Source organism: Sphingobium sp. FG125 (assembly GCF_057809795.1).
This window is the reverse complement of the sequence record NZ_JBMDKQ010000002.1, coordinates 125,996-148,593: the sequence shown is the minus strand read 5'-3', so window position 1 is coordinate 148,593 and position 22,598 is coordinate 125,996. Positions and strand designations below refer to the sequence as shown.

General features: G+C 64.1%; 20 protein-coding genes. 17 read left to right on the top strand and 3 right to left on the bottom strand.

Annotation, left to right across the window (positions count from 1 at the left end):
• Positions 1-4: 4 nt before the first annotated feature.
• The 15 genes from ACODSR_RS02445 (at position 5) to ACODSR_RS02375 (ending at position 16,524) form a co-directional block, all read left to right on the top strand.
• Positions 5-1,588, top strand: a complete 1,584-nt coding sequence (locus ACODSR_RS02445) for a gamma-glutamyltransferase family protein (RefSeq protein ID WP_489073410.1) — start codon at positions 5-7, stop codon at positions 1,586-1,588.
• Entirely contained in the window at positions 1,582-2,817 is a 1,236-nt protein-coding gene (locus tag ACODSR_RS02440) for an allantoate amidohydrolase (RefSeq protein WP_489073408.1), read from the top strand. Before ACODSR_RS02445 ends, ACODSR_RS02440 begins: the two co-directional genes overlap by 7 nt.
• A complete protein-coding gene (locus tag ACODSR_RS02435) occupies positions 2,804-4,042 on the top strand; it encodes a pyridoxal-phosphate-dependent aminotransferase family protein (RefSeq protein ID WP_489073406.1) in 1,239 nt (412 codons plus the stop codon). The genes ACODSR_RS02440 and ACODSR_RS02435 overlap by 14 nt, the downstream gene beginning before the upstream one ends.
• Before the next feature lie 127 nt (positions 4,043-4,169).
• Positions 4,170-5,045 (top strand): allantoinase PuuE, encoded by an 876-nt coding sequence (puuE, locus tag ACODSR_RS02430; protein ID WP_489073404.1) that lies wholly within the window; start codon positions 4,170-4,172, stop codon positions 5,043-5,045.
• A complete protein-coding gene (gene hpxZ, locus ACODSR_RS02425) occupies positions 5,042-5,422 on the top strand; it encodes an oxalurate catabolism protein HpxZ (RefSeq protein ID WP_489073402.1) in 381 nt (126 codons plus the stop codon). The genes puuE and hpxZ overlap by 4 nt, the downstream gene beginning before the upstream one ends.
• Positions 5,419-5,859 carry a 2-oxo-4-hydroxy-4-carboxy-5-ureidoimidazoline decarboxylase gene (gene uraD / locus ACODSR_RS02420; RefSeq protein WP_489073400.1) on the top strand — a complete coding sequence of 147 codons (441 nt, stop codon included), beginning with the start codon at positions 5,419-5,421 and terminating at the stop codon, positions 5,857-5,859. The genes hpxZ and uraD overlap by 4 nt, the downstream gene beginning before the upstream one ends.
• Before the next feature lie 145 nt (positions 5,860-6,004).
• Positions 6,005-7,426 (top strand): FAD/NAD(P)-binding protein, encoded by a 1,422-nt coding sequence (locus tag ACODSR_RS02415; RefSeq protein WP_489073398.1) that lies wholly within the window; start codon positions 6,005-6,007, stop codon positions 7,424-7,426.
• A complete protein-coding gene (gene uraH / locus ACODSR_RS02410; protein ID WP_489073396.1) occupies positions 7,426-7,755 on the top strand; it encodes a hydroxyisourate hydrolase in 330 nt (109 codons plus the stop codon). Before ACODSR_RS02415 ends, uraH begins: the two co-directional genes overlap by 1 nt.
• Position 7,756: 1 nt before the next feature.
• Positions 7,757-9,184, top strand: a complete 1,428-nt coding sequence (gene xdhA / locus ACODSR_RS02405) for a xanthine dehydrogenase small subunit (RefSeq protein WP_489073394.1) — start codon at positions 7,757-7,759, stop codon at positions 9,182-9,184.
• Positions 9,177-11,486 carry a xanthine dehydrogenase molybdopterin binding subunit gene (gene xdhB, locus ACODSR_RS02400; RefSeq protein ID WP_489073392.1) on the top strand — a complete coding sequence of 770 codons (2,310 nt, stop codon included), beginning with the start codon at positions 9,177-9,179 and terminating at the stop codon, positions 11,484-11,486. The genes xdhA and xdhB overlap by 8 nt, the downstream gene beginning before the upstream one ends.
• Positions 11,483-12,403, top strand: coding sequence for a xanthine dehydrogenase accessory protein XdhC (xdhC, locus tag ACODSR_RS02395; protein WP_489073390.1), 921 nt, complete (start codon positions 11,483-11,485; stop codon positions 12,401-12,403). The genes xdhB and xdhC overlap by 4 nt, the downstream gene beginning before the upstream one ends.
• Positions 12,400-13,695, top strand: coding sequence for a guanine deaminase (guaD, locus tag ACODSR_RS02390; RefSeq protein ID WP_489073388.1), 1,296 nt, complete (start codon positions 12,400-12,402; stop codon positions 13,693-13,695). Before xdhC ends, guaD begins: the two co-directional genes overlap by 4 nt.
• Positions 13,692-14,696 (top strand): adenosine deaminase, encoded by a 1,005-nt coding sequence (locus ACODSR_RS02385; protein ID WP_489073386.1) that lies wholly within the window; start codon positions 13,692-13,694, stop codon positions 14,694-14,696. Before guaD ends, ACODSR_RS02385 begins: the two co-directional genes overlap by 4 nt.
• Positions 14,693-15,790, top strand: coding sequence for a nucleoside hydrolase (locus ACODSR_RS02380; RefSeq protein ID WP_489073384.1), 1,098 nt, complete (start codon positions 14,693-14,695; stop codon positions 15,788-15,790). The genes ACODSR_RS02385 and ACODSR_RS02380 overlap by 4 nt, the downstream gene beginning before the upstream one ends.
• 38 nt (positions 15,791-15,828) lie before the next feature.
• The gene (locus ACODSR_RS02375) at positions 15,829-16,524 is read left to right on the top strand and encodes an HAD family hydrolase (RefSeq protein ID WP_489073382.1); all 696 of its coding nucleotides are present in this window, start codon (positions 15,829-15,831) and stop codon (positions 16,522-16,524) included.
• Here the strand turns inward: ACODSR_RS02375 and ACODSR_RS02370 are convergent.
• The 3 genes from ACODSR_RS02370 to ACODSR_RS02360 all read right to left on the bottom strand — a co-directional run bounded on the left by ACODSR_RS02370 (position 16,521) and on the right by ACODSR_RS02360 (position 18,642).
• The gene (locus ACODSR_RS02370) at positions 16,521-17,099 is read right to left on the bottom strand and encodes an LOG family protein (protein WP_489006525.1); all 579 of its coding nucleotides are present in this window, start codon (positions 17,097-17,099) and stop codon (positions 16,521-16,523) included. The two genes, ACODSR_RS02375 and ACODSR_RS02370, sit on opposite strands and share 4 nt — an antisense overlap.
• The gene (locus ACODSR_RS02365) at positions 17,099-17,629 is read right to left on the bottom strand and encodes a phosphoribosyltransferase (protein WP_489073380.1); all 531 of its coding nucleotides are present in this window, start codon (positions 17,627-17,629) and stop codon (positions 17,099-17,101) included. The genes ACODSR_RS02370 and ACODSR_RS02365 overlap by 1 nt, the downstream gene beginning before the upstream one ends.
• Before the next feature lie 77 nt (positions 17,630-17,706).
• Positions 17,707-18,642 (bottom strand): LysR family transcriptional regulator, encoded by a 936-nt coding sequence (locus ACODSR_RS02360; protein ID WP_489073378.1) that lies wholly within the window; start codon positions 18,640-18,642, stop codon positions 17,707-17,709.
• Between the two features lie 318 nt (positions 18,643-18,960).
• On the opposite strand from ACODSR_RS02360, the gene ACODSR_RS02355 reads away from it, so the two are divergent.
• Both ACODSR_RS02355 and ACODSR_RS02350 read left to right on the top strand, forming a co-directional pair.
• Positions 18,961-21,432, top strand: coding sequence for a TonB-dependent siderophore receptor (locus ACODSR_RS02355; protein WP_489073376.1), 2,472 nt, complete (start codon positions 18,961-18,963; stop codon positions 21,430-21,432).
• 65 nt (positions 21,433-21,497) lie between these two features.
• Positions 21,498-22,598, top strand: a complete 1,101-nt coding sequence (locus ACODSR_RS02350) for a purine nucleoside permease (protein ID WP_489073374.1) — start codon at positions 21,498-21,500, stop codon at positions 22,596-22,598.

Sequence of the window (22,598 nt, the reverse complement as noted above, 5' to 3'; positions counted from 1 at the left end):
GATGATGACGCTATCCACCATCAGCGGCACGAACGGCATGGTCACCGCGCCCCATTTTCTGGCGGCGCAGGCGGGTTGCGACGTGCTGAAAGACGGCGGCAATGCGGTCGAGGCAGCCGTCGCCGTCGCCGCGACGCTGGCTGTCGTTTATCCGCACATGACCGGCATTGGCGGCGACAGTTTCTGGCTGGTGGCGGAGCCGGATGGCGCGATCCACAGCGTCCATGGCTGCGGCGGTGCGGCGGCGCGCGCCGACCTTGGCCTCTATGCCGGGCTGGACGCGGTGCCGACACGGGGACCACTTGCCGCCAACACGGTGGCAGGGACGCTGTCGGGCTGGGCGGCGATACTGGAAAGCGGCGGTGGTACCTTGCCCCTGTCCCGCCTGTTGCGCGACGCCATCCATCATGCCGAAAATGGCGTGGCCGTGACCAGCGGCGGGGCGGCCATCGCTACAGCCAAGGGAGCGGAGTTGCGCGTCCAGCCCGGCGCCTATGCCGCGATCTTCGAGCCGGAGCGCCGCCCCCTGTGCGAAGGCGATCTGCTGCGCCAGCCCGCGCTGGCCGCGACGCTGCGGATGATCGCAGACAATGGTCCCGCCGATTTCTACACCGGCGCGCTGGCCGATCTGATCGCGCAGGATCTGGCCGAACTGGGCAGCCCGGTCGGTCGCGACGATCTGGCCGCGCATCAGGCCACCCGCCCCACGCCGCTGACGACCCGCATCAAGGGCATCGACCTCTATAACAGCGCCCCGCCAACGCAGGGCTTCGCGTCCCTCATGATCCTCGCTCTGTTCGACCGGCTGCGCGCGACCCAGGCGGACAGCTTCGACCATGTCCATGGTCTGGTCGAGGCGACCAAGCAGGCCTTCCTGCTGCGCGACACCCATGTCGGCGATCCCGCCTTCCATGATTTCGATTATCAGGGATTGCTGGGCGATCCCGCTGCGCTGGACGCCATTGCCGCGTCAATCGACCCGGCGCGCGCCATGCCCTGGCCTCGCCCGTCGGCGCAGGGCGACACCTGCTGGTTCGCCGCCGCCGACCGGGAGGGCCGGGTGGTGAGCGCCATCCAGTCCACCTATCATGAGTTCGGATCGGGGCTGGTGCTGCCGCGGACCGGCATCACCTGGCAGAATCGGGGCAGCAGCTTTCGCCTCGCAGCGGACGGCTGGAACGCGCTCAAACCCGGTCGCAAACCCTTCCATACGCTCAACCCCGCGCTGGCCCGCTTCGACGATGGGCGGCTCATGGCCTATGGCACGATGGGGGGCGAAGGCCAGCCGCAGACCCAGGCCGCGCTCTTCACCCGTTACGCCCGCTTCGGCGTCGATCTCCAGCAAGCAATCAGCGCCCCGCGCTGGCTGCTCGGACGGACATGGGGCGAGGACAGCACGACATTGAAGCTGGAGGACGGGTTCGACGACACGCTCTATGCCGATCTTGCGGCGGCGGGCCATGATGTCGAGCGTGTCGGGCCACTGACCGCGATGATGGGCCATGCCGGTGTCATTGTCCGCCACGCCGATGGCCGCCTGGACGGCGCGACCGATCCGCGCAGCGACGGGCAGGTGGTGGCGTGGTGAGCGGCGGCGCAAGAGCGGTCGCGCGCTGCGACGCGCTGGGCATCGCACCCTTTAGCGATATGGAAGGCGGCCTCTATCGCGGCTATCTCACCCCGGCCTACACCGCCGCGCAGGATGCACTGGCCGGATGGATGGAGAAGGCAGGCATGACCATCCGCCGCGATGCTGCCGCCAACCTGATCGGTCGCTATGAAGGCGATTTGCCCGGCACACCGGCCTTGCTGATCGGCAGCCATCTCGACAGCGTGCGCGACGGCGGGCGCTATGACGGGCCGCTGGGTATCATGCTGGGCGTGGAGGCGGTGGCAACGCTGCACCAGAGCGGCAAGCGCCTGCCTTTCCCGATCGAAGTCATCGCCTTTGGGGATGAGGAAGGATCGCGCTTTCCCGCCGCCATGCTCACCAGCCGCGCGGTCGCCGGGACGCTCGCGCCGTCAGCGCTCGACATAGCGGACGCTGCCGGCGTGTCGCTGGCGCAGGCAGGTGTCAGCCTGCCCGACTATCTGTCCGCCGCCCGCACGCCCGGCACAACCCTCGCCTATCTCGAAGCCCATATCGAACAGGGACCAGTGCTGGAGGCAGAGGGGCTGGCGGTCGGCACCGTCACCGGGATCGCCGCGCAATTGCGCTATCAGGCGGTCGTCAAGGGCGTGGCCGGTCATGCAGGCACCAGTTCGATGCCGCTGCGCCGCGACGCATTGGCAGGCGCGGCCGAGATGATTCTGGCGATCGAAACGATCGCCCGCGCCGATGCGTCCGACCTGGTCGCGACGGTGGGACGGATTGAGGCATTGCCCGGCGCACCCAATGTCATAGCAGGCGAGGTTCGCTTCTCCATCGACATCCGATCCGGCGACGAAGCGCGCCGCGACCGCGCGGCAGAGGCGATACTGGACGCGCTGGCCACCATAGCCGATCGCCGCGATCTGGATGTCGCGATCCAGCGCGTTCACGACCTGCCCGCCAGCCCGTGCGATCCAGCGCTCATGGACCTGATGGACGCCGCCATCGCCGATGCGGGCCATCCCGTCCGCCGCCTCGTATCGGGCGCGGGGCATGACGCCATGGTGATGGCCGCGCTCTGTCCCACGGCCATGCTCTTCATCCGTTGCCGGCATGGCATCAGCCATAATCCCGCCGAGCATGTCGACCCCGCCGATGCCGATGTGGCATTACAGGTCATGCTTGGCTTTATCGACCGATTGGGAGCGACCTTTGACCCCGCTTGACCCCCTGCTTTTTGGCGAAATCGACCCGCCGCAGCGTCTGTTGATGGGACCGGGACCGGTCAACGCCCATCCCCGCGTGCTGCGCGCCATGTCGGCGGATCTGCTGGGGCAGTTCGACCCCGAAATGACCGGCTATATGAACCAGGTCATGGCGCTCTATCGCCCGATCTTCGGCACGCAAAACCAGCAAACGATGCTGATCGACGGCACCGCGCGCGCGGGGATAGAGGCGGCTTTGGTCTCGCTGGTCGCGCCGGGCGACACGGTGCTGGTGATCAATTTCGGGCGTTTCGGTCTGCTGCTCCGGGAAATCCTTACCCGCATCGGCGCAGTCATTGAAACCGTCGACGCGCCCTGGGGCGAAGTCGTGCCGTTGGAGGCGATCGCCGCCGCCATCGCACGCACCGGTCCCAAGGTCGTCGCCTGCGTCCATGGCGACACGTCAACCACGATGGCCCAGCCGCTCGAAGGCCTTGGCGATCTGTGCCGCGCGGCGCGCGCGCTTAGCTATGTCGATGCGACCGCAACCATTGGCGGCATGGAAATCGCTGCCGACCGCTGGGGCATAGATGTCGTGACCGGCGGTTTGCAGAAATGCCTGGGTGGTCCTTCCGGCTCGGCGCCGATCACTATCTCCGATAGGGCCGCCGACCACATCTTCGCCCGCCGCCATACCGAAGCGGGTATCCGCAGCGCCGACAGTATCGACGGCGCAGGGCCGCGTATCGGCTCCAACTATTTCGACCTCGCCATGATCATGGATTATTGGTCGGACAAGCGTTTGAACCACCATACCGAAGCAACCTCCATGCTCTACGCCGCACGGGAATGTGCGCGCGTGACGCTGGGGGAGGGGCTGGAGGCGCGCTATGCCCGCCACGCCGCCGCCGGTCGCGCGATGAGCGCGGGGCTGCGTGCCATGGGCCTTACCCTCTTTGGCGATGATGCCCACCGCATGACCAATGTGACCGGCGTGTTCATCCCCGACGGCGTCGATAACGACCGGGTCCGCGCCGCGATGCGCGACCATTTCGAGATCGAGATCGGCACTGCCTTCGGGCCGTTGCAAGGCCGCATCTGGCGCATCGGCGCGATGGGCTATAATGCGATGAAGCATAAGGTGTTGATAACGCTGAGCGCTCTGGAAGCCTGCCTGCTGCGCGAAGGTTTCGCCCTGCCGCCCGGCGCGGCGATCCCGGCGGCGCTGGAGGCATGGGACGCATGATGCTCCCTCCCGCCTCCGTTCGCCCTGAGCTTGTCGAAGGGTACCACCGAGCGAAGCGAGGTGCCTTCGCTACGCTCAGGGGAGGGCTTCGACTTCGCTCAGCCCGAACGGGGAAGGGTGGGCCTGCATGACGCTCTCCCGCGACCTGATCGGCTATGGCCAACATCCACCCGATCCGCGCTGGCCTGGCGGCGCGCGCATCGCTGTCCAGTTCGTCGTCAATTATGAGGAAGGCGCGGAAAATAGCGTCCTCAACGGCGACAAGGGGTCCGAAGCCTTCCTGTCCGAAATGGTCGGCGCCGCCAGCCATCCGGCGCGCGCCATGGCGATGGAAAGCCTCTACGAATATGGCAGCCGCGCGGGTTTCTGGCGCTTGCATCGTCTGTTCACCGAGCGCGGCCTGCCCGTCACCATATTCGGCGTCGCCAATGCCATGGCGATGAACCCCGCTGCGGTCGAGGCGATGCTGGCGGCCGATTGGGAAATTGCCAGCCACGGCCTGAAATGGATCGACTATCAATATGTGCCGCAAGAGGTGGAACGCGCTCATATTGCGCAGGCCGTCGCGCTGCATGAGCAACTCACCGGCACCCGCCCGCTAGGCTGGTATCAGGGCCGCACATCGCCCAACACGGCGCGGCTGGTGCGCGAAGAAGGTGGCTTCGTTTATGACGCAGACAGCTATGCCGACGACCTGCCTTATTATGCAGAAGGGCAGCTGATCGTCCCCTATACACTCGACGCCAACGACATGAAGTGCGTCGCGCTCAACGGCTTCACCGATGGCGAGCAGTTCTTCCGTTATCTGCGCGACACGTTCGACCAGCTCCGCGCGGAGGGTGGCCGGATGATGTCGGTCGGCCTGCATGGCCGCATCGCCGGGCGACCGGCCCGCGCCGCCGCGCTCGCCCGCTTCCTCGACCATGTCATCGCTTGTCGAGACGCCTGGGTCGCCCGCCGCATCGACATTGCCCGCCACTGGATGGAGGTCCACCCCGCATGACCATAGACGATCCGATCCTGCTTGCCGAAATCACCGCCGCCTTCATGGAATATGAGCGCGCGCTGATGGCGGACGACGTCCCTGCGATGGACGCCTTGTTCCACGATGCGCCCACCACCAACCGCTATGGCGTGGGCGAAGTGCTGTACGGGATCGAGGAAATTCGCGAATTTCGCAAAGGGCGCGGCGGCTCCCCGCAGCGCAAGCTGGGGAAGGTCGCGATCACCGTCTATGGCGACAGCTTCGCCACCGCCGACGCCGAATTTTTCCGCGAGAATAGCGACCGGCGCGGCCGCCAGACCCAGAGCTGGGTCAAATTTGCGGATGGCTGGAAAGTCGTGTCCGCCCATGTCAGCCTGGAGGGCAACACGCATTGACTGCGCTGTTCGAACATAGTCCCTGGGTGGAAGCGCGCGCCGACGCACGGCCATCGTCGCGCGACCGTCATGCCGACCTGATGGCGGTCGTCCATGATGCGACGCCGGAGGAGCAATTGGCGCTGATTCGGGCGCATCCCGAACTGGCCGGCAAGGCGGCGATCGACAAGACGCTGACCGATGCGTCGGCGGCGGAGCAGGCCTCGGCTGGGCTGGATCGCCTGACCGCGTCGGAATATGAGCGCTTCCACGCGCTCAACGCCGCCTATCGCGCGCGCTTCGATTTCCCCTTCATCATCTGCGTGCGGCTGACCGACAAGGCGGGTATATTGGCCGCCATGGAACAGCGGCTGAGCCATGGTCGCGACGAAGAGATCGCAACCGCGCTTGCCCAGATTGGCGAGATCGTCCGGCTGCGGCTGGAGGATATGGCATGAGCCCCGTTCGCATTCCTCCCCGGCACGGGGAGGTGGCGCCGCGAAGCGGTGACGGAGGGGGCTATCCTCCTGGCGCAGCGTGTGGGGCGATCCCCCTCCACCACCCTGTGGGCGGTCCCCCTCCCCGTACCGGGGAGGAATGGATATGAGCCTGCCCGCACTGGAGGCGGACCTCGCCCGGCAACTCGTCCTGATCGGCCATGGCGGCACCGACTGGACCCGCCCGCGCGCGCATCCAGACGGCCATGTCCATGACGTCGTCATCGTTGGCGGCGGGCAGAGTGGCCTTGCCGCCGCCTTTGGCCTGCTGCGCGAACGGGTGTCCAACATCCTGGTCATCGACGAGAACCCCGCCGGGCTGGAAGGGCCGTGGGACACCTATGCGCGGATGATCACGCTGCGCACGCCCAAGGAACTGAATCCCATTGATTTCGGTATTCCGGCGCTTACCTACCGCGCCTGGTGGGAAGCGCAGCATGGCGCGGCGGGCTGGGACGCGGTCGGCAAGATCGCGCGCGGTGACTGGATGGCCTATCTGCGCTGGTATCGCTGCGTCCTGAACCTGCCGGTGCGCAACGACACCAAGCTCACCCTGGTCGAGCCAATCAGCGATGGCCTGCACCGCCTGCACCTGGACGGCCAGCCGCCGCTTCTGGCGCGCAAGGTGGTGCTGGCGACCGGCATACAGGGTGGCGGCGAATGGTACACGCCTGCCATGATCCGCGACGCCCTCCCCCGCACCCGCTACGCCCATACCAGCGAGCCGATCGACTTCGCCGCGCTTGTAGGCAAGCGGATCGGCATATTGGGGGGAGGCGCCTCGGCCTTCGACAATGCCAATGCGGCGCTTAGCCTGGGCGTCGCAGCGGCCCATGTGTTCATTCGCCGCCCGGTGCTGCCGCGCATCAACCCGATCCGTTTCATGGAGCAGGTCGGCTTTACGGGCCGCTATCCAGCGCTGTCCGACGCGGACAAATATGCAGTGATGGCCAGCTTCCTTGGCCATAACCAGCCGCCTACCAACGACACATTCGATCGCGCCGCCGCCTGGCCGGGTTTTGACCTTCATCTGGGCGCGCCCTGGCTGTCGGTCGAACTGGTCGACGATCAGGTTCGCGTGACTACGCCGCAGGGGACGCATGATTTCGATTTCGTGATCCTCTCCACTGGCCTTGTCAGCGACCCCGGCCTGCGCGGCGAGCTGGGCGCAGTTGCGTCGCATATCGCCCGCTGGGCCGATCGCTTCACCCCGCAGCCTGGCAGCGCCAACGCGCTGATCGACGCGCATCCTTATCTCGGCGACGGTTTTGAACTACTGCCCCGGACAGAGGCTGGCGCGGCGGCGCTGCACGGCCTGTTCGCGTTCAACTATTCCGCGCTCATCAGCCTCGGCCTTTCCGCGTCTGCCCTGTCCGGCCTGCAAACCGCTTTGCCCCGGCTGCTGCGTGGTGTCACCGACCAGCTATTCCTGGATGATCGCGCCGCGCTGGTCGCTGACCTGCTGGCCTATGATGAAGCGGAATTTGTCGGGCAATGGCCAAGAACTTCAGAAGAGGAGGCGGCTTGATGGCCAGCCTGTCCACCCATGTCCTCGACACCAGCCATGGCTGCCCCGCCGCCGGGGTGGCACTGCACCTGATGGATGGCGACGGGACCGTTTTGTTCGCTGGCGTCACCGACGCGGACGGCCGCTGCTCTGGCCTACCAACGCTCGCACCGGGCCGCTACCGGCTGGAATTTGCGGTCGCACCCTATTTCGCCGGGCAGGGTGTGGTGCTTGCCGATCCGCCCTTCCTCGACATCATCGTCATCGATTTCGGCATCGCTAACGAAGCCCATTATCACGTCCCCTTGCTCGTCTCGCCCTATGGCTATTCGACCTATCGGGGCAGCTGAGATGAGCGTGCATTTCCTGCTGGACGGCGAACTGGTCGAGATCGCCAATGTTGATCCCACCGCCACCCTGCTCGACCATCTGCGCTATCGCCTGCGCCGCACTGGCACCAAGGAGGGCTGCGCCGAGGGGGATTGCGGCGCCTGCACCGTGCTGGTCGGCGATCTGGATGGCGATGCCATCGTCTGGCGCGCGGTCAATGCCTGCATTTTGTTCCTGCCGATGCTGGATGGCCGCGCGCTGTTGACGGTCGAAAGCCTGGCCCCCGACGGCGCACTTAACCCGCTTCAGGCCTGCATGGCCGCCAACGGCAGTTCGCAATGCGGCTTCTGCACGCCGGGTTTCGTCATGTCGCTCTATGGCCGATGTGTCGGGGCCAGCGGTCATGACCTGCCGGTCGCCGATGTGCTGGCGGGCAATCTGTGCCGCTGCACCGGCTATGGTCCGATCCTCGCCGCTGCCGATGCCACCGGCCCGGTGGAACGCGATGACATAGCGACCGTCGCCGCGCTCAAGGCTCTGCGCGACAGGCCCGCTGCGTCCGGCCAGCATGGCGAGCGCCGCTGGTTCTCGCCGCGCAGTGGTGCCGCACTGGCCGACCTGCTCGCCGACCATCCCGACGCGCGCATGGTCGCGGGTGCGACTGACGTTGGCCTGTGGGTGACGAAGGGGCTGCGCAGCATCGACACGCTGATTTTTCTGGGCGACATTGCCGAGCTACAGACGATAGAGGAAAGCCCCGCTGGCGTCCGCCTGGGCGCGGGCGTGCGCTATGCCGACGCCCATGCCGCCTTTGCGCGCCTTCATCCCGATCTGGGCGAACTGACCCGCCGGATTGGCGGGTTGCAGGTCCGCAATGCAGGGACGGTCGGCGGCAATATCGCCAATGGATCACCCATCGGCGACGGCCCCCCTGCCTTCATCGCCCTGGGCGCAGAACTCACCCTGCGCAGCCGCGACGGACGACGGACAATGCTGCTGGAGGACTATTTTCTCGACTATGGCAAGCAGGACCGCCGCCCCTGGGAATTTGTCGAAAGCCTGTGGATTCCCCGTCCCGGTCCCGATGCCGTCATCCATATCGCCAAACTGTCCCGCCGCTTCGACAGTGACATTTCAGCGGTGTGCGGTGCCTTTCACCTGACCGTGGATGAAGGGACCATCACCGCCGCGCGCATCGCCTTTGGTGGCATGGCGGCCACGCCGCGCCGCGCGCCGCTGTGCGAAGCCGCGCTGGTCGGCCAGCCTTTCACGCTGGCGACGATGGAGCAGGCCGCCGACGTCCTTCGCGCCGACTACGCCCCGCTCTCCGACGTGCGTGGGTCCGCTGCCTATCGTCTCGACGCCGCCACCAACCTGCTGCTGCGCCTGTGGCACCGCGAAGAGGGGCAGGCCGTGTCGGTCCTCAGTCTGGATGCCGTCCATGGCTGATCGCGATCCCGCCTGGAGCGTGCTGCCCAAACCGTCACACCCGCATGACAGCGCGCCGCTCCATGTCACAGGCGCGGCCCGCTATGCCGATGACGTGCCGGAACCCGCCGACATGCTCCATCTGGCTTTCGGCCAGAGCGCCCATGCCCATGCCCGCATCCTGTCGATGGACCTCTCCGCCGTCTGGGCCGCCGAAGGCGTTGTGCACGTCTTTACCGCCGCCGATATTCCCGGCGCGAACGATGTCAGCCCGGTCGCGGGCGATGACAAGCTGCTGGCCGATGGCGAAGTGATCTGCGTCGGGCAGGCGATCTTCCTGGTCGCCGCCACCAGCCAGCGCGTCGCGCGCAAGGCCGCGCGCCTCGCCAAGGTCGACTATGAGCCGCTCCCCGCCTGCCTGACGATCGAGGCGGCACAGGCAGCCAATTCGCTGATCGAACCGACCCAGCGCATGGCGCGCGGTGATGCGAGTGCCGCGTTGGCCACCGCTCCCCACCGGCTGATGGGCAGCTTCGACATGGGCGGGCAGGATCATTTCTATCTGGAGGGACAGGTCGCGGTCGCGACGCCGGGCGAGGATGGCCAGATCCATCTGCTCTGCTCCACCCAGCATCCCAGCGAAGTCCAGCATCTGATCGCCCATATGCTCCACCGCAATTCCGCCGACGTGACGGTGGAGGTGCGGCGCATGGGCGGGGCCTTTGGTGGCAAGGAGACGCAGGCCGCCCTGTTCGCCGCCGCCGCCGCGCTGGTGGCGGACAAGACTGGCCGCCCCGCCAAATTTCGCTGCGACCGCGACGACGATATGGTGATGACCGGCAAGCGCCACGCCTTCCGCGTCGCCTATGATGTCGGCTTCGATGCGCAAGGGCAGGTGCTGGCCCTCCAACTCCGCCTCGCATCGCGCTGCGGTGCGACGGTCGATCTGTCCCCGGCGATCAATGATCGGGCGATGTTCCATGCCGACAATTGTTACTGGTTGCCCGACGTCGAAATCCTGTCGGAACGACTGAAAACCAACACCGTCTCCGACACCGCCTTCCGCGGCTTTGGCGGGCCGCAGGGGATGCTGGCGATCGAGCGTATCATGGACGATGTTGCCGCCCATCTGGGGCATGATCCGCTGGCGGTGCGCTGTGCCAATCTTTACGGCCCCGGTCGCGATGTCGCGCCCTATGGCATGACCATCGCCGACAATATCGCGCCGCAGCTCATCGCCCGGCTGCGCGCCGACGCTCGTTACGACGCACGCAGCGCCGCGATCGTCGCCTTCAACGCCACCAGTCCGATCATCAAGCGCGGCATCGCGCTCACCCCGGTCAAGTTCGGGATCAGCTTCACCACCACCCATTTGAACCAGGCGGGCGCGCTGGTGCTGGTCTATGCCGACGGGTCGATCCAGATCAACCATGGCGGCACCGAAATGGGGCAGGGGCTGTATATCAAGGTGGCGCAGGTCGTTGCCGACGTGTTCGCCGTGCCGATCGATCGGGTGCGGATCACCGCCACCCGCACCGACAAGGTGCCCAATACATCGGCTACTGCCGCCTCATCCGGCGCGGACCTGAACGGCATGGCCGCCTATAATGCGGCAATGACGATCCGCGACCGGTTGACCGCCTTCCTCTCCCGCACTTTTAACTGCACCGACGGCGACGTGCATTTCACCCCCGAAGGCATCCTCGCCGGAACCGAACGCCTGACCTTCGCCCAACTGTGCCGCAAGGCGCATATCGGCCGCATCTCGCTTGCCGCCACCGGCTATTATGCAACCCCCGGCATCGCCTATGACCGCGCCGCGCATCAGGGCCGCCCCTTCTATTATTTCGCCTATGGCGCGGCGGTCTCGGAAGTCGCGATCGATACGCTGACCGGCGAGCATAAGGTGCTGGCCGTCGATATCCTCCACGATGTCGGCCGATCGCTCAATCGCCAGATCGACATCGGCCAGATCGAGGGCGGCTTCATTCAGGGGCAGGGCTGGCTGACCACCGAGGAGCTGATTTTCGACGATCAGGGTCACTTGCTGACCCATTCGCCCGCGACCTATAAAATCCCCACCGCGTCGGACCGGCCCGCCCATATGACGATCAGCCTGTGGGATGGCGAGAATGTCGAACCCACCATCAACCGGTCCAAGGCGGTTGGCGAACCCCCCTTCATGCTCGCCATCTCGGTCTTTTCCGCCCTGACCCGCGCCGTCGCAGCGGTCGCGCCGGACGTGCGCGCGCTCCCCCGCCTCGACGCCCCCGCCACCCCCGAACGCATCCTGCGCGCGGTGAGCGAGCATCGCGCGCGATGAGCGAGTGGCTGGGCTGGCTGCGCTGCGTTGCAGGCAAGACACCGGGTGCTCTGATCAGCATCCTGGCGAGCGAAGGCTCCGCGCCGCGCGGGGCTGGGACGCGGATGCTCGTTACGGGCGAAGCGCTTTATGGCACGATCGGCGGCGGTCAGCTGGAATATCGCGCCGTGGAACAGGCCCGCGCTATCCTTGCGCATCCGCCCGGCCATTGGCGGGTGCAGGATTATCCGCTGGGGCCATTGCTGGGCCAATGTTGCGGCGGGCGCGTGCGGCTGCTGATCGAACATTGCGATCCCACAGCCATGGACTGGCTGGCGGACGCGGCGGACGAGCGCATCCTTGTCTCGACCTTTCTGCCCGACCGGGTTGACCGGCATGTCAGCGACCATGCCCTGCCGTCCAGCCTGTCGGCGCGCGGTGATCGGCCCCGCGCGGGTGACAGTCTGGCGGAAATTATCGGCCAGCACCGCCGGCCGCTTTACTTGTTTGGCGCTGGCCATGTCGGGCAGGCGATCGCGCGCCACGCCGCAAATCTGCCCTTTCGCCTCTCCTGGTTCGATACCCGCCCGGTGTTCGAGACGATAGAGGGGGTTGCCGTCGTGCCGGAAGCCGTGATCGAGCAATGCGTCGCCGATGCGCCCGATGACGCCGCCATCCTAATCCTGACCCATGACCATGGCCTCGACTATCGCCTGACCCTCGCGGCGCTCAGCCGCCCGCCCTGCGCCTTCACCGGTCTGATCGGGTCCGCTACCAAGGGTGCGCGTTTTCATGCCCGGTTGGCGCGCGACGGCATCGACGCACAGGCGCGCGCACAGCTGACATCGCCGATCGGCGTACCCGGCGTCACCGGCAAGGAACCCGATGTCATCGCCATCGCCGTGCTGGCCCAACTGCTGCAACTGAGGACGACATGACGCTTCAGGGCTTTCGCGGCGAATTCCTGTCGGTATCGCGCGATCCGCATTATCATCCCGACGCTGTCCGCCACGAACCAGATGGGTTGCTAGTTGTGGAGGACGGCATCGTCGTCGCGCGGGGCGATTATCAGACGCTGGCGCCCCGTTATCCCGGCCTCGCGATCGATCATCTTCCCGGCCTGATCGTCCCCGGCTTCATTGATGCCCATGTCCATTATGCGCAGATGGACCATATCGCCTCGCATGGCGAACAATTGCTCGACTGGCTCGATCGCCATATCTTCCCCGCCGAAAAGGCCTTTGCCGACCGCGCCCACGCGGACCGGACGGCGAGCCTGTTTCTGGACGAACTGCTGCGCAATGGCACGACCAGCGCGCTCGTCTTTCCCACCGTCCACGCCCATTCGGTCGACGCGCTGTTCGACGCGGCACTCAGCCGGAACATGCGCATCCTGTCAGGCAAGATATTGATGGACCTTGGCCCCGATGGATTGGCCGACACGGTCGATAGCGGGCGCGACCAGAGCGAAGCCCTGATCCGCCGTTGGCGCGGGCGCGGGCGGCTGGGCTATGCGGTGACGCCACGCTTTGCCCTCACTTCATCGGACGCGCAGTTGCAGGTCGCGGGCGCCTTGCTGGCCGATCATCCCGATGTGTTGCTGCACACCCACCTCGCTGAAAACCGCCGCGAATGTGCCGCTGTTGCGGATCGTTTTCCGACGGCGCGCGACTATCTCGACGTCTATGACCGCTTCGGTCTGGTCGGCGACCGATCGGTGTTCGCCCATGGCGTTCACCTGTCCGACCACGCCTGCACCCGTTTGGCAGAGAGCGGCGCGGGCATCGCCGTCTGCCCCAGCTCCAACCTGTTCCTGGGGTCGGGCTTCTTCGATTTCGGACAGGCCGACGCCCATTCTGTCCGCATCGGCCTTGGCACCGATGTCGGCGCAGGCACCTCCTTCTCGCTGCTCCATACGGCGGGTCTGGCCTATCAGGCTGCCCTGTCGCGCCATTATCCGCTCGATCCCTTCCGCGCCCTCTATCTCGCAACGGCGGGCAGTGCGGCGCTGCTCCACATTGCCGACCGGGTCGGGGGTCTGGAGCCGGGACAGGAAGCCGACTTCGTCCTGCTCGACTGCGCAGCTACCCCGCTTCTGGCGCGCCGCACGGCCAATGCCACGCTTGCAGACCGTCTCTTCGCGCTGCAAATCCTGGGCGATGACCGCGTCATCGCGCGGACTTACACCATGGGCCAATGCGCCTGGGACCGACAAGGCACAGCATCATGACCGATCTCGACAGCTTCATCCGCGCCCTGCCCAAGGCCGAACTTCATTTGCATATCGAGGGCAGTCTAGAGCCGGAACTGATGTTCGCGCTTGCCAAACGCAACGGTGTCGCCATCCCCTATGCCAGTGTGGAGGATGTCCGCGCCGCCTATGCTTTCGGCAACTTACAGGATTTTCTCGACATTTATTATGCCGGGGCGGACGTGCTGCGGACACAGCAGGACTTTCATGATCTCGCCGCCGCTTACTTCGATCGCGCGGCGGCGGACGGCGTCGTTCATGCCGAACTCATGTTCGATCCCCAGACCCATACCGATCGCGGCATCCCTTTCGCCACGGTCATCGAAGGGTCGCTCTCCGCTTGTGGAGACGCGCAGGCGCGCCACGGCATCAGCAGTGCCCTCATCCTTTCCTTCCTGCGCCATCTGAGCGAAGAGGCGGCGTTTGCGACACTGGCCGCCGCAGATCCCTGGCTCGACCGGATTACTGCCGTCGGTCTTGATTCCTCCGAAAATGGCCATCCGCCGGAAAAATTCGCCCGCGTTTTTGCCGCCGCCGCCGCCAAAGGCCTGCGCCTGACCGCCCATGCCGGGGAGGAAGGACCGCCCGCCTATGTTTATGAGGCACTGGACCTGCTCCATGTCGACCGGATCGACCATGGCAATCGCGCGCTGGAGGATGATGCGCTGGTCGAACGGCTGGTGCGCGAAGGCATGACGCTCACCGTCTGTCCGCTCTCCAACATCAAACTCTGCGTCGTCGCCGATCTGGCCGATCATCCAATCGACCGGATGCTGGACCTTGGCCTGCGCGCCACGATCAATTCGGACGACCCCGCCTATTTCGGCGGCTATATCGCCGACAATTATCGCGCGGCAGCGACTGCGCGCGGCCTTAGCAGAGCGCAACTCGTCCAGCTTGCCCGCAACAGCTTCACGGGATCATTCCTGCCCGCCGAATCCATCGCCGCCCATCTCGAACGACTGGACGCCTATCTGTGAAGCTCCTCGCTACCCTCCTAACGCTGTTCCTGACCATCGGCATCGCCCATGCCGATACGCCCAAGCGCAAGGTCATCATCGATGATGAGGGCTTTGCGCTGATGCACCTGATGCTGCTGGAGGCGCCCGACGTCGATGTGCTGGGCATCACCACCGTCTCTGGCAACACATGGGCCAACCGCGCCACCGCCATGGCCCTGCGCGGGCTGGAGATCGCCCATCGCACTGACGTGCCGGTGGTGCAGGGCGCGACTTACCCGCTGCTCAACACGGAAGTCCTGACCGACCGCTGGGAAGCGCTCTATGGCAAGCTGACATGGAAAGGCGCGTGGATGAAGCAGTGGGTCGAACCGACCCAGCAAAGCACGCCGCCCTATTTTGGTCCCAACGATCCGGTCAACCTGCCCGAAGGCAATCCGACGACCAAGGCGCGTGACGAGATTGCCGCCAATTTCCTGATTCGCATGGTGCGCCAATATCCCGGCGAAGTGACGATCATCGCCGCCGGGCCGCTCACCAATCTCGCGCTTGCCCAGCGGCTCGACCCTGCCTTCGCCAGCCTGGCGAAGGAGCTTGTCTATATGGGCGGCTCGCTCAATCCCCGGCAAGCGCTCGACAATCGCGCTGCCGCCGATTTCGCCCGCGAATTCGTCAACACGCCCCGGCGCGAATTCAACATCCGCTTCGATCCCGAAGCCGCCAGCATCGTCGCGCGCAGCCCGTGGAAGGCGATCACCGTGGTCCCCGTCGATCCCTCGACCGGCACCCAGCGCAGCCGCTCGCTGCTCGACCGCATGGCAAAATCCGCCAGCCCCGACCTCGCCCACTTCATCGCCGCGATGGAACCCGGCTTTCCGTTGTGGGATGAGATTGCGGCAGGCGTCTGGCTCGACCCGACACTCGTGACTGATCAACAGACCCTCTATGTCGATTATAACAGCCAGTTCGGCCCCGGCTATGGCGACATGCTTTCCTGGTTCGCACCCTATCGCCCCGGCCTTGGCGAACAGCCCGCCAATGTCATCCGCACGATCGACGCTGCCCGGCTGGAGACGCTGATGGTTCGCCTGATGGCGCACAGTGCGAAAAAATGACAATCGCCAGCCCGACCGCCAAACGCTAGGATAAGCGCATGACGATCAAGCTCATCTGTCTCGATGCCGACGACACGCTCTGGCACAATATGCGGCATTTCAATGCGACCGAAGAAGCGCTGGTGGCCATGCTCCAGCCCTTTGCCGACGCCCATATCGCCCGCGACACGCTCAATGCCTGCGAAGGACGCAATCTCAAACTCTATGGCTATGGGGCCAAGGGCTTTACCCTCTCGATGATCGAAACGGCAGCGGAACTGGCTGGGGATCAAATCTCCAAAACGATGATCGAGGAGATATTGGCCGCCGGGCGTGCGCTATTGGCGCATCCGGTCGATCTGTTCGACGATGTCGCGGAGACTCTTGACGCGCTGGCCCACCGGGGGCGGCTGGTACTGGTGACCAAGGGCGACCTGCTGCACCAGGAATCGAAACTCGCAGCCTCCGGTCTGGGTGACCTGTTCAGCGGCATCGAAATCGTCAGCGACAAGACCGAAAACACCTTCCGCCGCGTGTTCAGCCAATATGGCGTCGCGCCGCACGAAGCGATCATGGCGGGCGATTCGATGCGATCCGACATCCGCCCCGCGCTGGAGGCGGGTGCTTGGGCCGCCTATATCCCGCAGGAAGGCGCCTGGGTCCATGAAATCGCGGACACCCCGTCGGACCATGTCCGCTTCCGCCAGATCGATCGTCTCGCGGAACTGCCGGACCTTATCGACACGATCGGTTAGACATCCCCGTCGCCCAGCCAATGCTCCGTTTGCGGCGGCAGATATTGTGCCATGCGGTCCAGCAATATGTCCGGGTCATCGTCGATCAGCAGCATCGCCCGGTGCCGGGGCTGGAGGAAGCCCTCCGCCACCACCGAATCGATGAAGGTCGACATCGGCGTATAGAAGCCATTGACGTTGAGCAGCCCGCACGGCTTTTCATGATAGCCCAGCTGCGACCAGCACCAGGCCTCGAATATCTCCTCCAGTGTCCCGATGCCGCCGGGCAGGCACAGGAAACCATCGGCGAACTTGGCCATCATCGCCTTGCGCTCATGCATCGTCTTGACGACATGCAGTTGCGTGATGCCCGGATGGTCATGTTCGCGCGCGCGCAGCGCTTCGGGGATGACGCCGATCACCTCGCCGCCTGCTGCGCAGACCGTATCGGCAATCACGCCCATCAGCCCGACCGTGCCGCCGCCATAAACCAGGCCAATGCCCCGTTCCGCCAGCAAAGTGCCGACCCGCTCGGCGGCTTCGCGATAGACGGGCGAGTTGCCGGGCGAGGAACCCAGATAAACGCAGATCCGCATCAGGCGAGCCGCTCCGGCACGGACAGCGCCTCTTCGACGATTGTGTTCTTCGCGCCGACCGCTTCCCAGGGAAAAACGAACCAGCGCTTGTCCTCGTCCCGGTCGATCATCTCCGCCCAATAATCCACTGTCACCCGCGACCGGCTGTTGGTGATGATGACGGCAAAGCGCAGATTGTCGCCATTGCATCCATTGTCCGCCAGCAAGCGCCGTACATAGTCGATCGTGCCGCCACTATCGTTGATATCGTCCACGAACAGCAGCCGTTGGCCCGCTACACTCTTGGCCGCAACTTTGGCCAGCAGTTCGTCGGCAAAGCCGGGAACCTTGGAACTATGGTCGATCGAGAGCATCGGCAACTCGGTCTGATGCGAAATATAGACCGCCGGCACCAGCCCGCCGCGCCCGATGCCGATGATGAAATCGGGCGTCCAGTCGCCCTGTTCAATCTGCCGCGCCAGCATTTGCACGTCGGCGACAAAGGCGTCGTTGGAGATGTAATGGAGCTGAGGCTCGGCATTGTGGCTCATGGCAGGGGTCCGTTGACGGTCAGGAAAGACTGTCCGTTATCGGGTCTGCACGCATTGGGCAATTGGCTGAAAGGCGCTCATGCGACGGCGGGACCATCGATCGATATCGGATAGCTCAATTGCGGGAAGCCATTTTCGATCTCCTGCAAGGCGATGCCCGCCGCATAGGATGGCGTGCGCGCCGATGCCGTACAAAGCGCCAGCGTCATCGGCCGCAAGATCGGGTCGGAAATCTTGGTGAAGGACAGAAGGCCGCGCCGCACTTCGGTAATGACGTCGAGCGAAGTCAGCACGCCAATGCCCACGCCTTGCATGACGAGCGACGTGATCATCTGGATATTGTCCGATGCTACCGCTCGATCGATTACCACCCCGGTCGTCCCCTCCAGCACTGAAATCTGTTCATAAACCGCCAGCGGTTCGGCCGGCACGATCAGCCTGGACCCCACGCAACTGGAAAAGCGCGCCTCCCTTTTGCTGCCCAGCGGATGGCCGGTGGGTGTGACGAAGCCCAGCACGACCTCTACGAAGGACCGCACCGCCAGGTCGCGCACGGTCTGCGGTTCGAAGAAGATGCCGAAATCCACCTCGCCGCGCACCGTCGCCAGTCGCGCGGCATCATTTTCCAGGACCCTCACGCCGATGGTGATGCCGGGATATTTGCTTTGGAGTGCCTGGATCGCGGCGGGGACATAGCCCTTGGCCAAAGCATCAATGACGGCAATATCGACATGCCCGCGTTTTAAGCCCCGCAGATCCTCTATCTGTGCGCGGACATCGGCCATATTCTTTTGCCATTTGCTGCCAGCGGCCATCATGATTTCGCCCGCCGCCGTCAGCCGCAGCCCAGTCGGTAGCCGCTCGAACAACGGCATCCCCAGATTGGCCTCTACGTTCAAAATCTGTCGATCGATCGCGGAGGCTGACACGTTCAGCTCATCGGCTGCCCGCCGGATCGACCCCAATCGGCCTACCGCTATGAAATAGCGCAAGAAACGTGAAAGCGCCGGCATACCCACCCTATTTTTTGCAACACTGCGTCGAATTCATTGCATTTGATCGCACCACGTCAAGCCCCTAGTTGCAATGCACACCACATCGTCCGCCGACGATTGGCGGGAATCATGGCTGTGCGCGCTGCAAAGCACAGTTGCAAAAGGGCGACGCCTCAGGTCCCGTCCGACTGCGGCAAAAGCCTGTCGTGACGACATATATGGCTGGAATTTCTCAATGAAATCCAGCCGCAGACCAAAAAGGGAGAGGAACAGGGAGCTTTAACAGCAGGGCGATCAATATGTGCCGCCCTGTTTCAAATGGGGGGTATCTTATTCATGGCAAACATTCATCGATTGCACGACATCGCGCCGCGCCAGGACCGTCGCGGTCGGCCTTTCGGCATGGTGGCCGCTGGCTTGCTGGCCTGCACCGCGCTGACGACCCCCGTGTGGGCGCAGGATGGCGCCCCTGTCGATGCACCTGCACCGGGGGATGAAATCATCGTGACCGGCGCGCTCAATGCACTGCCGGACAAGGATGTCGGGTCGATCTTCGGTTTCGCCAAGACGCTGGTGGAAACGCCCCGTTCGGCCTCCACCGTCAGCAGCGAACAGATTGAGCGCTTCGGCATCACCGACATTTATGATCTGGTCGCCCAGGCACCCGGCACCTTCACCAACAGCTTCTTTGGCGTCGGCGGCGCGCTCGATATTCGCGGCACGCCCGGCGAAGTCTATTTCCGCGGTGTCCGCCGCCTCGACAATCCCGGCAACTATCCCACGCCCATTGGCGCATCGGATCGGATCGACATCGTGCGCGGCCCGGCCTCACCCATCTATGGCCCGTCCAAGACCGGCGGCTATATGAACTTCGTACCCAAATCGGCGCGGGTGAAGGACGGTTCGCTGCTGACCGGGCCGGAAGGTGAGCTGAGCTACACGATCGGCAGCTGGAACCGCAATGTGCTGAAAGCCGAACTGCGCGGCCCGGCGAAGATCGGCACCGCCGAATTCGGCTACAGCCTCTATGCCGAGGTCGAGGATAGCGGTAGCTATTACGACAATATGTCGACCAACCAGACGATCCTGCAAGCCGCTTTCGACAGCCAGATCACCGACAATTTCCGCATCGAATTTGGTGGCATGTATCAGAAATATTCCGGCCAGCAAAATGGCGGCTGGAACCGTCTGACCCAGGCGCTGGTCGATAGTGGCACCTACATCACCGGATCGGCCCAGCCGGTCGATGCCAATGGCGACGGCCAGCTGTCGCAGCAGGAATTCACCGCAATCGGCGATTTCAACCCGTTCGGTTCTTTCGGCTGCGGCGGCGGCAGCATCTTCGCCAACGCGTCCAACAATGACGCCTGCTATGCGACCAACTATCCCTGGCTGGGCCTGACGGGGGTTGGCACGACAAAGCTCAGCCGCAAGAAGGTGCTGACCGGCAAGAACGACCTGCTGGTGAACAAGGCAAAGACCGCCTATTTCGACATGATCTTCAATGCCGACAACGGGTTTGAGATCAAGAACCAGTTTTTCTATGACGGCATCGATAATGATAACGAAAATAGTTACGGCTTCTCCCAGTTCCACAAAAGCTGGGTGATCGAGGACAAGATCGTCATCTCGAAAAGCTTTGACAGCAGCGCCGGAAAATTCTCGTTCCAGGTTTCGCCGTCGGTTCGCTACACCAAGTTCCTGCACGGCGATGATTTCAACTTCGAATATTTCCACCGCGTCGATCTGACCAAGGGTTATGACGCGCTGTCGGATCGTCTGCTGTCGACCGAATGCGATTGCGATTATTCCAACTACCTCAAGGGCCATTATACCGATTATGGCTTTGCGGGCCTGGCCGACCTCGACTTCAACTTCGGCCTCGGCATCATATTGGGTGCGCGCTATGACGACATCACCGTCGATTCCAGCTTCATCCCGACCAAGATGAACAATTTGCCCGCCGTCACCTCTGCCAAGGGCAGCAAGGGCGGCTGGTCCTGGACGGCGAGTGCCTCCTACAAAATGCCCTTTGGCCTGATCCCCTATGCCACCGCTTCACGCCAATCGACGGTGATTGCGGGCCAGGGTTCGGAAATCGATGCTGGCACGGTGGCCGCCAACGGCTTCATCACCGCCTCCAAAATGGTCGAAGGTGGCGTCAAGGGCAGCTGGCTTGGCGGCCAGCTCTATGCCGCCCTGTCGGTGTACAAGCAGGAGCGCACCGATCACAATATCCAGTCCTCCACGGTCAACCAGTCTGTGCAGACCAAGGGGCTGGAGGCGGAATTCCGCTGGTCGGTCGACCGGCATTTCCTGATCACCGGCGCCTATACCAAGACGAAGGTCGTCAACCTGACCTTCCTCGACAGTGGTACGGCGTTCAGCTTCCTGGGCTATGAGGATCTGAAAGGCAGCCTGACCGACCCGTCGCTGATCTTTGGTGGCCAGCCGGGCGCATTGCTGCCGATTGGCAGCAAGAATGATGCGCGTCGTGCCGGTATCCCGGAAAATCTTTACTCGCTGACCGGCACCTATTCCTTCGACAGCGGCCTGGCGCTCAGCGCCAGCGTCGTGAAGGTAGACTCGGTATTCTCCGGCCAGTCGCAGGCCGTCAAGCTGCCGGGCTATGCGCTGGTCGATCTGGGCGCGTCCTATCAGCTGGATAATTGGCTGTTCCGCCTCGTCGTCAAAAATGCGACCAACGAAAAATATTTCCGCGCCAACTTCACCGAATTGTTCGGCAGCACCATCGTGCTGCCCGAACGGCCGCGCAGTTTCCAGGCGACGGTATCGTATAAATTTTAATGTTGTTGCAGAAGGCGTCGGGCAACCGGCGCCTTCTTTTCCTGATTGGTTATAAGGGACGTTCCATGCGCCTTCTGTCTTATGTCGCGACACTGGCGAGTGCGACCCTGATTCTTGCTCTACCAGCGATGGCCACCGCCGCGACCAAATCCGGCGTCGAGGACTGCTTGCCCGGCAAAGCCTGCGCCCATCCGCTGCCGGTCCGTGTCGTCATCGTGTCGCTGTTCGAGATCGGCGAGGATAGCGGTGACAAGCCAGGCGAATTCCAGTTGTGGAAGGCGCGGCGGCATCTTGATACCCGCATCCCTTTCCCCCAATCCCATCACGACCTCTATTATAATCCCGACAGCCAGATTTTGGGCATCGTCACCGGCATGGGTAATATCAAATCGGCGACCGCGACCATGGCGCTGGGTCTCGACCCGCGGTTCGACCTGTCCCACGCCTATTGGCTGGTCGCGGGCATTGCGGGCATCGACCCGCAGGATGCCTCGATCGGCTCAGCCGCCTGGGCGCGCTATCTGGTCGATGGCGACCTGGCCCATGAAATCGACGCGCGGGAAATCCCCGCTGACTGGAAAAGCGGCTATTTTGCGCTCCACAGCAAAGGCCCCAATGATCCCAGCCCGCCGGTCGGGCAGGGCGAGATATATGAAATCAACCCCGCCCTGCGCGACTGGGCCTTCAACCTGACCAAGGACATGGTCCTGCCCGACGATCCTTCGATCCAGAAGGAAAGGGCGCGTTTCACCAACCATCCGATGGCGCAGCGTCCCCCCTTCGTCCTGAAGGGTGATCAACTGGCGGCGATGACCTTCTGGCATGGCGCGCGGATGACGGACTGGGCCAATGACTGGGTGCAATACTGGACACAAGGGAAGGGCGAATTCGTCACCTCCGCCATGGAGGAGACCGGCATCTATCAATCGATCACCTATCTCGACAGGATCGGCAAGGTGGACAAGCAGCGCTTCATGGTGCTGCGCGCGGGCAGCAATTTCACCATGCCGCCACCCGGCGACACAGCGGCCCATTATCTGCTGACCGAAAATGAAGGCTATGCCGGCATGAACGCTGCGCTCGAAAGCCTCTATCTGGTCGGATCGAAGGTTGTGGACGAATTGACCGGCCATTGGGACCGCTACGAAAAGACCGTTCCGCAATAG